Source organism: Klebsiella sp. ME-303 (genome assembly GCF_007910085.1).
Taxonomy (GTDB): Bacteria; Pseudomonadota; Gammaproteobacteria; order Enterobacterales; family Enterobacteriaceae; genus Klebsiella; species Klebsiella michiganensis.
In genome coordinates, this window is the sequence record NZ_VOJB01000083.1 from 134293 (window position 1) to 145868 (window position 11576).

Sequence of the window (11576 nt, forward strand, 5' to 3'; positions counted from 1 at the left end):
GTGGTTATGCGCAGTGTGCTGGTCTTCGCTTTGCTGTTGCTCTCCCCGCTGGCCGCCAGCGCCGGCTGGCAATCCCTACAACAAGAAGCCCGCGGCCAGACGGTGTGGTTTAACGCCTGGGGCGGCGATCCGGCGGTGAACCGCTATCTCGACTGGGTCAGCGGTGAGGTAAAGCGCGACTACGCTATCGACCTGCGCATCGTGCATATTGCGGATGCCGCCGACGCGGTAAAGCGCATCCAGACCGAAGCCCGCGCCGGACGCAGTAAAGGCGGTTCCATCGATCTGCTGTGGGTCAACGGCGAAAACTTCCGCACCCTGAAAAACGCCAGGCTGCTGCAAACCCGGTGGGCGGAAACCCTGCCCAACTGGCGCTTTGTCGATACGCAAAAGCCGGTGCGCGAGGATTTCTCCATCCCCACCGACGGCGCCGAGTCGCCGTGGGGCGGCGCGCAGCTCACTTTTATCGCCCGCCGATCACAAACGCCCGACGGGCCCACCTCTCCGCAGGCGCTGCTGGCTTTCGCCGCCGCGCATCCCGGCAGCGTCACCTACCCGCGTCCGCCGGATTTTACCGGTACCGCGTTTCTTGAACAGCTGCTGCTGACGCTGACTCCGCGGCCCGACGCGCTACGCCAGCCGCCTGAGGAGGCCACCTTCGCCGCCGTGACCGCGCCGCTGTGGCACTATCTTGATCGGCTTCATCCTCTGCTGTGGCGCCAGGGCCGCGACTTCCCGGCTTCGCCCGCCCGCATGGATGCCATGCTTAAAAATGGGACCCTCAGGCTGTCCATCACCTTTAACCCGCTGCACGCGCAGCAAAAAGCGGTCAGCGGCGAGCTGCCGAAAGACAGCTACGGTTTCGGCTTCCGCGAGGGGATGCTTGGCAACGTCCACTTTGTGGCGATCCCGGCCAATGCCCGGGCGACGGCGGGGGCGAAAGTGGTCGCGAATTTCCTGCTCTCGCCCCAGGCCCAGCTACGCAAGGCCGACCCGACGGTGTGGGGGGACCCCAGCGTGCTGGATCCGGCGAAATTAACCGAGACTGAGCGGCAGGCCTTTAACGCCGTTGTGCCGCAGAATATGCCGCCGATGCTGGGTGAACCGCACGCGGCCTGGGTTGACGCGCTGGAGCAGGAATGGCTGCGCCGCTACGGCACGCACTAAGGCTGCTGGCCTGGGCCGCCGTCGCGCTGATCTATCTGCCGCTGCTGCCGGCCGCTGCGCTGATGGCGCTTCCGGCGCTCCGCCGCGCGCGCTGGCTGTCGCTGTTTGCCGACCCGCAATTCAGCCAGGCGCTGGCGGCGACTCTCGTCTCAACTCTGCTATCGGTTGGCGGCGCGCTGATCATCACGCTCACCGTCGTGGCCGCACTCTGGCCGTCGGGCGGCTGGCGGCGGCTGGCCGCAAGGCTCCCTCTGCTGCTGGCGGTACCTCACGTGGCCTTCGCCACCGCCGCCCTGCTGCTCTTCGCCGATGGCGGCTGGCTCCCGCGCCTGTTGCCCTTTTTTACCCCGCCGGTTGACCGCTACGGCATTGGACTGGGCCTGACGATGGCGCTCAAAGAGAGCGCGTTTCTGCTGTGGGTGGTTTATGGCCTGTTAGGCGAGAAACGCCTGGCCGGACAGGCGACGGTATTAAAAAGCCTCGGCTACGGACGCTGGCAGTGCCTGAAATGGTTAGTCTTGCCCACGCTGCTTCCGGCGCTGTCGATAGCGCTGCTGGCCACCGCCGCCTGGAGCCTTTCGGCGGTCGACGTCGCGCTGGTGATTGGCCCGGGTAACCCGCCGACGCTGGCGGTGCTGGCCTGGCAATGGTTAAGCCAGGGCGATGAGATCCAGCAGGCGAAAGGCGCCCTCGCCAGCCTGGTACTGCTGCTGACGCTCGCCATCATGGCGCTGGCGGCGTGGGGAGTCTGGCGTCTCTGGCGACGGCGGATCCCGCAGGTTCAGGGGATCCGCCACCCGCAGCCGCGGGCGCTCGCCGGGAAAAGCTTCGCCCTTCTTCTGCCGCTGTGCGGCGTGGCCTGCGCCCTGCTGCTTGCCGCGGCGGCGCAGAATAGCCAGCCGGTCAGCGATAGCGTCGGCAACAGCCTGTGGCTTGGACTCTGCTCAGCGTCGCTCGGCGCGGTTATCTGCCTGCTGTGGCTGGCGTCTGGCCCTTCCCGTTTCGACGGATGGATCTGGCTGCCGCTGATTTTACCGGCGCTGCCGCTGGTAGACGGCCAATATCAGCTGGCGCTGTATACGTGGCTGGACGGCGAGTGGGTCGCCGTTTTATGGGGGCACCTGCTGTGGGTCGTGCCGTGGATGCTGTTTATTCTGCGTCCCGCGTGGCGCGCTCGCGACCCGCGCATGGAGCTGCTCGCCCGCACCCTCGGCTGGCAACGAGGCCGCATCTTCTGGCTGGTTACCTTACCCGCCCTGACGCGTCCTCTGCTGACCGCGCTGGCGGTGGGCTTTTCGGTAAGCATCGCGCAATATCTGCCGACGTTATGGCTGGGGGGCGGACGGTTCCCGACGCTCACCAGCGAAGCCGTCGCGCTGAGCAGCGGCGGCGAGACGTCCACTCTGGCCGCGCAGGCGCTATGGCAGCTACTGCTGCCGGCGCTGTTTTTTGCCGCCACCGCGCTGCTGGCCTGGCTGACCGGCCGCTATCGACAAGGATTACGCTAATGTTGATCGTCAAAAACCTGACTCTCAGCCTCAACGGAGAGCCTCTGCTGCGCAACGTCGACTTTTCCGTTGCTCCCGGCGAGATACTGACCCTCATGGGCCCCTCGGGCAGCGGTAAATCAACCCTGTTCGCCTGGATGGTCGGCGCGCTGGCGGAGAATTTTCGCGCCGCCGGCGAGCTGTGGCTGGATAACCAGCGCTGCGACAGTTTACCCACCGAGCGACGGCGCATCGGCATCCTGTTCCAGGACGCGCTGCTGTTCGACCACTTCAGCGTCGGGCAAAATTTACTCCTGGCGCTTGCCGCTGACGTCCGCGGCCCCCAGCGCAAAGCCCAGGTCGAACAGGCGCTGGAGCGCGCCGGTCTGGCGGGGTTTTATACGCGCGATCCGGCCACCCTTTCCGGCGGCCAGCGGGCGCGGGTCAGCCTGCTGCGCGCCCTGCTGGCCCGACCGCGGGCGCTGCTGCTGGATGAGCCGTTTAACCGCCTCGACGTTGCGCTGCGCGCCGATTTTCGCCGCTGGGTGTTCAACGAACTGGCGCGGCAGGCGATCCCCGCGGTGCTGGTCACGCATGATGACCAGGATACGCCCGCCGGCGGACGCTGTTTGCATATGGGGCTCTGGCAATGAAAGCCTGCGCTATCGCAAAGAATTCTCCGCGTTGTTCGCGGAGAATTGCCGCTCAATTTTCTACTGCCGGGCATTTCGATGAAACGTGTTTCTCAATTGACCGCACTCGCCCTGCTGATGGGGCTTGCTGCTGCTTCCACCTCCGCCGCTGACACCATGCCAACGCTAACGCTTGCCACGCTGCAACAGCACAACGGCGTCGCTATTGATACGCGCCTTAGCGCTTTCTATAACGGTTGGCCGCAAGGCGCCAACGGCCCTCAGGGCCATGAACCGCAGGCGCTCAACCTCGCCGCCAGCTGGCTTGGCTCGCTGAACGATGAACAGCTGAGCGCCTGGGCTAAGCTGCACAATCTGCAGGCCTCTACGCCGATTGCGCTGTACGGCAACGCCGACGACAACGCGAAAGTCGCGGCGCGCCTTAAGGCGGCTGGTTTCACTCACCTCAGCTCGCTCGGCGACGCCCTGAGCCAGGCGGACCGCCTGCAGAAGCTGCCGCATTTTGAACAGCTGGTGTATCCGCAGTGGCTGCACGACCTCCAGCAGGGTAAACCGGTCACCGCCGCGCCTGCCGGGCACTGGAAGGTGTTCGAGGCCGCCTGGGGCGCGCCGAAGTTTTATCTGCTGAGCCATATTCCGGGCGCCGGGTATATCGATACCAACGAGGTGGAGAGCGAGCCGCTATGGAACAAAGTCTCCGACGCGCAGCTTAAAGCGATGCTGGCAAAACACGGTATTCGCCATGACACCGCGGTGATTTTGTACGGTCGCGACGTGTATGCCGCCGCCCGCGTGGCGCAGATCATGCTCTACGCCGGGGTTAAGGATGTACGCCTGCTCGACGGCGGCTGGAAAACCTGGTCCGACGCCGGGCTGCCGGTCGAGCGCGGAACGCCGCCGAAGCAGAAGCCCGAGCCGGAGTTCGGCGCGCCGATCCCGGGTCAGCCGCAGCTGATGCTCAATACCGAGCAGGCTCGCGCCCTGCTGCACCGTCAGGACGCCTCGCTGGTAAGCATTCGTTCCTGGCCGGAGTTTATCGGCACCACCAGCGGCTACAGCTATATCAAGCCGATGGGGGAGATTGCCGGGGCCCGCTGGGGCCATGCCGGAAGCGACTCCACCCATATGGAGGATTTCCATAATCCGGACGGCACCATGCGTAGCGCAGATGATATCGCCGCGATGTGGAAATCATGGAATATTCTGCCGAACCAGCAGGTCTCTTTTTACTGCGGTACCGGCTGGCGCGCCTCAGAAACCTTTATGTACGCCCGGGCGATGGGCTGGAACAACGTCTCGGTCTACGACGGCGGCTGGTACGAGTGGAGCAGCAACCCGAAAAACCCGGTCTCGCGCGGGGAACGCGGCCCGGAAAGCAGTATGTAATTCGCCTGTTGGCCATATGAACCGCCGGGAGGCATCCTTCCCGGCGCATTTCCCGAAGACGGCGCTGGCGCACCGGACCGCTGACGACTGTGGCCCCGTAGCCCGGCTAAGCGCAGCCGGGAAAAACCCGCCCATCAATCTCTTACCTGCTTCAGGGTCAGGTATCCGCTCCACACCCGCGTAAAGGTCGTCAGCCAGCACAGTGCGCCAAACATCCACGCCAGCCACGCAAACCACGCCGGAAACAGGCAGCTCAGCACAAACAGCGCGATAGTTTCCGTCCCTTCCGTCAGCCCGCCGAGATAATAAAACGATTTGTGGGCGTAGCCCGGATTATCGATTTGATGCTTAGCCGCCAGCGCGGCAAAGGCGAGAAAGCTGCTGCCGGTACCGATAAACGCGAACAGCAGCCAGCCGCCCGCCAGCGCGTTGTGCGCCGGATCGGCAAGAATAAAGCCAAACGGCACCAGGGCGTAAAACAGGAAATCGAGAGAAATATCGAGAAAACCGCCCGCATCGGTTAATCCGCGTCGCCGGGCCAGCGCGCCGTCCAGGCCATCCAGCAGTCGGTTGAGCACGATCGCCGCCAGCGCCGCCGGATACCAGCCCAGGGCTAAAAACGGCAGCGCCAGCACGCCAATCGCAAAGCCAAAGAGCGTCAGGCCATCGGGAGAGATAGCCGGACGATCCAGCAGGGCGGCGGCGGCGTTGAGGACAGGTTTCAGGCGGGGATGCAAATGACGGTCAAGCACAAAGTCTCTCCAGCGAATTCAGGGTTGTTTGACGGGGACAAGGACGGTGATAATAGGCCATTATCCCGTACAGAACGATGATTCACATGCTAAAAACCCTTGATGTTGTTGCCGCCATTATCGAACGCAACGGGCAAATTCTGCTGGCGCAGCGGCCGCCCCACGCGGATCAGCCGGGAATGTGGGAGCTGGCCGGCGGTAAAGTCGAACCCGGCGAAACCCAGGCCCAGGCGCTGGCGCGCGAGCTCCGGGAGGAGCTGGCGATCGACGCCCGGCCGGAATGCTACATCGCCAGCCACCAGCGCGAAGTGTCCGCCCGCCTGATACATCTTCACGCCTGGTGGGTTCCGCATTTTAACGGCGAACCAATCGCCCACTACCACAGTCAGCTGCGCTGGTGTTCACCGCAGGAGGCGTTAACCTTCCCTCTTGCGCCAGCCGATATTCCCCTGCTCGAAGCCTTTATCGCCCAGCGCGCCGCTCTCCATTCCCGCTAATTTTATCGGGTGGTTGTCATCGTTTTTGATTATGACCACCGCCTGATTATAAATTTTGCTTTCTGAACAATTTTTCCTTGCTTAACTAACGATTTCCGATGGTATAGTCGGAAAATCGGCTTTTTCAAGGGCCGAATCATAATAAATAGACGCAACCACAACCATAAGGGGAACTTATATCTATGGATCAGACGTGCACTCTGGAAGGTTTTCTCGCCCGCGTTCAACAGCGCGATCCAAATCAAACTGAATTTGCTCAGGCGGTGCGCGAGGTGATGACCACCCTGTGGCCATTCCTTGAGGAAAATCCGCGCTATCGTCAGATGAATTTGCTGGAACGTCTGGTTGAACCGGAGCGTGCTATCCAGTTCCGCGTCGTTTGGGTTGATGACCGCAATCAGGTTCAGGTTAACCGCGCCTGGCGCGTGCAGTTCAACTCCGCCATCGGCCCGTATAAGGGCGGTATGCGTTTCCATCCCTCTGTAAACCTGTCGATTCTGAAATTCCTCGGCTTTGAACAAACCTTCAAAAACGCTCTCACCACCCTGCCTATGGGCGGCGGTAAAGGCGGCAGCGACTTCGATCCTAAAGGAAAAAGCGATGGCGAAGTGATGCGTTTCTGCCAGTCGCTGATGACTGAGCTGTATCGCCACCTCGGTCCGGATACCGACGTGCCGGCCGGTGATATCGGCGTGGGCGGTCGTGAAGTGGGCTTTATGGCCGGAATGATGCGTAAGCTCTCCAACAACAGCGCCTGCGTCTTCACCGGTAAAGGCCTCTCCTTCGGCGGCAGCCTGATTCGTCCGGAAGCCACAGGTTACGGACTGATTTACTTCACCGAAGCGATGCTTAAGCGCCACGGTTTGGGCTTTGAAGGGGCTCGCGTCGCGGTGTCCGGGTCGGGCAACGTGGCGCAGTACGCGATTGAGAAAGCCATGGAGCTCGGCGCCCGGGTGATTACGGCTTCCGACTCCAACGGTACCGTGGTTGACGAGTCTGGCTTTACTAAAGAAAAACTGGCGCGCCTGATCGACATTAAAGAGCGCTGCCACGGCCGCGTGGCGGATTACGCGCGCGAGTTCGGCCTGACCTACCTTGAAGGCAAGCAGCCGTGGTCCGTGCCGGTGGATATCGCTCTGCCGTGCGCCACGCAGAACGAGCTGGACGTCGACGCTGCCCGCCAGCTCATTGCCAACGGCGTGAAGGCCGTTGCGGAAGGCGCCAACATGCCAACCACTATCGCGGCGACCGATCTGTTCCTCGAAGCGGGCGTGCTGTTCGCGCCGGGTAAAGCGGCCAACGCCGGCGGCGTCGCCACTTCAGGTCTGGAAATGGCGCAGAACGCCGCGCGTATGGGCTGGAAAGCGGAGAAAGTGGATGCCCGTTTGCACCATATCATGCTGGATATCCACCACGCCTGCGTTGAGTACGGCGGTGAAGCGAAGCAGACCAACTACGTACGCGGCGCGAATATCGCCGGTTTCGTGAAGGTCGCCGACGCAATGCTGGCGCAGGGTGTTATTTAAGTCCACTCGCTGAATGAACCCCTGTATATGGGTTCGGAACATAATTGAAAAACCCCGGTTTCCCGGGGTTTTTTATTGCGGACTTTCCGCCGCAGGGCCGGCGGCGCTTTTTTTATCTTTCGCTTTGGCTCTGCCTTTCCCCTTGCTAAAGCTCTTCTTGCCGTCGCCCGGGGCCACAATTCCGCGGAAGCGGCGTACCGGCGTGCTCCTGGCCTGGTCGATAAGCTGGAACAGGGTACCGACCAGCGGCTGCATAAAGTCCTGATAGCGGCACTGTTTCTCGCTGATTTGCGTCAGAATCGATTCCCAGTGGGCGGTCATATCCGGGCGCGTCGCCATTTCAGGCAAAGAGTGGAACAGCGCCTTCCCGGCGTCGGTGGAGTGGATATAGCGCCCTTTCTTGGTTAAGAAGCCGCGTTTGAACAACAGTTCGATAATCCCGGCGCGGGTTGCCTCCGTACCGAGGCCATCCGTTGCGCGCAGGATTTTCTTCAGGTCTTTATCCTGCACAAAGCGGGCAATACCGGTCATCGCCGATAGCAGCGTCGCATCGGTAAAATGACGCGGCGGCTGGGTCTGACGCTCCACCACTTCGCCTTTTTCGCACAGCAGCTCGTCATCCTTTGCCACCACCGGCAGCGGCATGCCGTCGTTCTCTTCATCGCGCTCTTTATTGCCCAGCAGGGTTCGCCAGCCCGCTTCCGCCAGAAAACGCGCTTTGGCAACGAACTTGCCGTTGGCGATATCGAGATCGATCTGGCATTTGCGGAACACCGCATCCGGGCAGAACTGCATCAGATACTGGCGGGCAATCAGGCCGTAAACCTTTTCTTCGTTGTCGCTGAGTTTTACCTGCGAACTGCGGGCGGTCGGAATAATCGCGTGGTGGGCATCGACCTTTTTATCGTCCCAGCAGCGGTTACGGATCTCCGGATCCACCACCGGCTGCGGCAGCAGATCCGCCGCGTGCACGCCGATCGCGTTCAGCACCGCATGGCGCCCGGCAAAATGCTCCTCCGGCAGATAGCGGCTATCCGAACGCGGATAGGTAATCAGCTTATGGGTTTCGTACAGCTTCTGGCAGATATCCAGCACGTTCTGCGCGCTAAAGCCGAAGCGCTTCGCGGCTTCAATCTGCAGCGCCGAGAGGGAGAATGGCAGCGGCGCTGGCTCAGAGTCCCGCTTATCGTTATAAGCGGTGACCGTCGCCGGCTGCCCCTCAATGCGCTTGACGACGTGCTCGGCAAGCGAGCGATGCAGCAGTCGCCCCTCTTCATCCTGGTACGGTTCACAGGCCTCGCTGGGCACCCAGGTGGCGACAAAACGCTCATCCTTGGGGGTAACGATATGCGCCTTGACGTCGAAGAAGTCTTTAGCGACGAAGTTTTCAATCTCTTCATCGCGGCGTACCACCAGGCCAAGCACCGGCGTTTGCACGCGCCCGACCGAGAGTACCCCCTGGTAACCCGCGTTACGGCCAAGGATGGTGTACGCGCGGGTCATATTGATCCCGTATAGCCAGTCGGCGCGGGCGCGGGCCAGCGCGGAGACGCACAGCGGAACAAATTCGCTGTTGGCGCGCAGGCGGTTAATCGCCCGCTCCACCGCCTGCGGGTTAAGATCGTTAATCAGACAGCGCTGCACCTGCTGACGCTTTTCCGGCGCCAGCTGCAGGTAGTCAAGTACCTCATCCACCAGCAGCTGCCCCTCTCTGTCCGGGTCACCCGCATGAATGACTTCCTGCGCATCGCCGAGCAGACGCTTAATCACGTTAAGCTGTTTGGTCACCGACGGTTTAGGCTGCAGCTGCCACTTTTCCGGCACGATAGGCAAGTCGAGCAGGTTCCAGCGCGCATAGCGCGCATCGTAGACGTCGGGCTGGGCCTGCTCCAGCAGGTGGCCGATGCACCACGTGACCACCTGCCCGTTACCGCACTCAATGTAGCCGTCGCCTTTGCGATGCGGTTTTGGCAGCACATCGGCGATGGCGCGACCGAGACTCGGTTTTTCTGCAATAAACAGCCGCATGAAATCAACGGATCTCGATCATGGGGCGTCCGCCGCGGGCGGTAACCAGCTCGCCGATAGCGGTAAGCGTGATACCAAACTCAGCGGCGGCAGCCTGCACCTCAGCCTCGGCTTCCGGCGTTACCGCCAGCAGCAGACCGCCGGAGGTTTGCGGATCGCACAGCAGATCGCGCCACGCTGGCGGCATGTCGCCCATCAAATGGCCGTAGCTGGCAAAGTTACGCCCGGTACCGCCCGGCACCGCGCCCGCCGCGATGTAGGCTTCGACGCCGGGCAATTTCGGGATATCCGCATAGGTAAGCTGCGCCTGTACGCCCGCGCCGCGGCACACTTCGCTCAGGTGGCCCAGAAGCCCGAAGCCGGTGACGTCGGTCATCGCCTTCACGCCGTCAATGTTGGCGAACGCCGAGCCGACGAGGTTCATCTGGCACATGGTTTCCGTCGCCAGCCCCTGGTGCTCAGGCTTCAGCAGCGACTTTTTCTCCGCGGTGGTCAGCACGCCAATACCCAGCGGTTTAGTGAGATACAGCTTGCAGCCGGCCTGCGCGGTGCTGTTTTTCTTCACCCGCTCGGTCGGGACGACGCCGGTCACGGCAAGCCCGAAGATGGGTTCCGGAGCGTCAATGGAGTGGCCGCCGGCAAGCGCGATCCCCGCCTGCTGGCAGGCAAAGCGCCCGCCCTCAACCACCTGACGGGCAATTTCCGGCGCCAGGGTATTGATGGGCCAGCCGAGAATAGCGATCGCCATAATCGGCTTACCGCCCATGGCGAAAATATCGCTGATGGCGTTGGTCGCCGCAATGCGCCCAAAGTCGAACGGGTTGTCGACGATCGGCATAAAAAAATCGGTAGTACTGACGATCGACGTGCCGTTACCGAGATCGTAGACCGCGGCATCATCGCTGGTTTCGTTGCCCACCAGCAGATTCGGGTCGATAAATTTGGCCTGGTCGCTTTGCAGGATAGTTTCCAGCACCTTAGGGGAAATTTTACACCCGCAACCGGCTCCGTGGCTGTATTGCGTTAAACGAATGGCTTGCTCGCTCATGGACATCTCCTGTCATTGCAATCCCGATATGGTAGCGCCCAAATGGCGGAGTGGTAAGTGCGACAGTCCGAAATCGCGTATGGTTGCTCATTAAGCAGACAAAAAAGCGATTTTGCGATGCGGTCCCGCTTTTTCAACGTGATTTTACCCTTTACTAAAAAATGACAGAAATATGACAAGCATAAATTCTGTTTTCTCTGGACATATAACAACGTAAGGAAGTTTTCATGAAAAAGCGTGTTCTCGCCGTTTGCCTGGCCAGTCTCTTCTCCCTTAACGCTTTCGCCCTGGTTCCCGCCGGTAACGACGTCACCACAAAACCCGATCTCTACTACCTGACCAACGCCCAGGCTATCGACAGCCTCGCGCTGCTACCGCCGCCGCCGGAAGTGGGCAGTATCGCGTTTTTAAACGATCAGGCGATGTATGAGAAAGGCCGTCTGCTGCGCGGCACCGAGCGCGGTAAGCTGGCGGTTGAAGACGCCAACCTGAGCGGCGGCGGCGTCGCCAACGCCTTCTCCGGCGCCTTCGGCTCGCCCATTACCGCCAAAGATGCGCCGGAGCTGCACAAGCTGCTCACCAACATGATTGAAGATGCCGGCGACCTGGCGACGCGAGGAGCGAAGGAGAAGTACATGCGCATTCGCCCATTTGCGTTTTATGGCGTCGCCACCTGTAACACCAAGGAACAGGATACGCTGTCGAAAAACGGCTCCTACCCCTCCGGCCACACCTCTATCGGCTGGGCCACCGCGCTGGTGCTGGCTGAGATTAATCCCCAGCGGCAAAATGAAATCCTTAAGCGCGGCTTTGAGCTCGGCGAGAGCCGGGTGATCTGCGGCTATCACTGGCAGAGCGACGTAGACGCAGCGCGTATCGTCGGTTCGGCGGTCGTCGCCACGCTGCATACCAATCCGGCCTTCCAGCAGCAGCTTCAGAAAGCGAAAGACGAATTCGCGAAACGGCAGAAGTAACCTCATCGCTGTTAAATTCCCGGAGGCGGCGCTTGACGCGCTTTTTCCGGGCTACGGG

The 11576-nt window shown here is 61.6% G+C and carries 9 protein-coding genes and 1 pseudogene; 7 read left to right on the forward strand and 3 right to left on the reverse strand.

Going from position 1 to position 11576, the window contains the following annotated elements; translation table 11 throughout:
• Positions 1 to 6: 6 nt before the first annotated feature.
• From FQK12_RS17450 to FQK12_RS17465, 4 genes are all read left to right on the forward strand, one after another.
• On the forward strand, positions 7 to 1167 hold the full coding sequence (locus FQK12_RS17450) for an ABC transporter substrate-binding protein (protein WP_014228972.1): 1161 nt from the start codon (positions 7 to 9) through the stop codon (positions 1165 to 1167).
• Positions 1140 to 2675, forward strand: coding sequence for an ABC transporter permease subunit (locus FQK12_RS17455; RefSeq protein ID WP_014228971.1), 1536 nt, complete (start codon positions 1140 to 1142; stop codon positions 2673 to 2675). The genes FQK12_RS17450 and FQK12_RS17455 overlap by 28 nt, the downstream gene beginning before the upstream one ends.
• Complete coding sequence (locus FQK12_RS17460) at positions 2675 to 3307, forward strand: ATP-binding cassette domain-containing protein (RefSeq protein ID WP_014228970.1); 633 nt, start codon at positions 2675 to 2677, stop codon at positions 3305 to 3307. Before FQK12_RS17455 ends, FQK12_RS17460 begins: the two co-directional genes overlap by 1 nt.
• 78 nt (positions 3308 to 3385) lie before the next feature.
• Positions 3386 to 4693 carry a rhodanese-like domain-containing protein gene (locus FQK12_RS17465; RefSeq protein WP_014228969.1) on the forward strand — a complete coding sequence of 436 codons (1308 nt, stop codon included), beginning with the start codon at positions 3386 to 3388 and terminating at the stop codon, positions 4691 to 4693.
• 134 nt (positions 4694 to 4827) lie between these two features.
• Here the strand turns inward: FQK12_RS17465 and FQK12_RS17470 are convergent, their stop codons facing one another.
• Entirely contained in the window at positions 4828 to 5445 is a 618-nt protein-coding gene (locus FQK12_RS17470; RefSeq protein ID WP_014228968.1) for a CDP-alcohol phosphatidyltransferase family protein, read from the reverse strand.
• An 86-nt stretch (positions 5446 to 5531) separates the two neighbouring features.
• Between FQK12_RS17470 and FQK12_RS17475 the strand changes: the two genes are divergently transcribed.
• Both FQK12_RS17475 and gdhA read left to right on the forward strand, forming a co-directional pair.
• On the forward strand, positions 5532 to 5942 hold the full coding sequence (locus tag FQK12_RS17475) for a pyrimidine (deoxy)nucleoside triphosphate diphosphatase (RefSeq protein WP_014228967.1): 411 nt from the start codon (positions 5532 to 5534) through the stop codon (positions 5940 to 5942).
• A gap of 182 nt (positions 5943 to 6124) precedes the next feature.
• The gene (gene gdhA, locus FQK12_RS17480) at positions 6125 to 7468 is read left to right on the forward strand and encodes an NADP-specific glutamate dehydrogenase (RefSeq protein WP_004850048.1); all 1344 of its coding nucleotides are present in this window, start codon (positions 6125 to 6127) and stop codon (positions 7466 to 7468) included.
• Between the two features lie 95 nt (positions 7469 to 7563).
• On the opposite strand, the pseudogene FQK12_RS17485 reads toward gdhA, so the two are convergent.
• Both FQK12_RS17485 and selD read right to left on the reverse strand, forming a co-directional pair.
• A pseudogene (locus FQK12_RS17485) lies at positions 7564 to 9496 on the reverse strand (DNA topoisomerase III); the annotation flags it as partial.
• A gap of 4 nt (positions 9497 to 9500) precedes the next feature.
• Positions 9501 to 10544, reverse strand: coding sequence for a selenide, water dikinase SelD (gene selD / locus FQK12_RS17490; RefSeq protein ID WP_014228965.1), 1044 nt, complete (start codon positions 10542 to 10544; stop codon positions 9501 to 9503).
• A gap of 227 nt (positions 10545 to 10771) precedes the next feature.
• On the opposite strand from selD, the gene phoC reads away from it, so the two are divergent.
• A complete protein-coding gene (phoC, locus tag FQK12_RS17500) occupies positions 10772 to 11518 on the forward strand; it encodes an acid phosphatase PhoC (RefSeq protein ID WP_014228964.1) in 747 nt (248 codons plus the stop codon).
• Positions 11519 to 11576 lie beyond the last annotated feature (58 nt).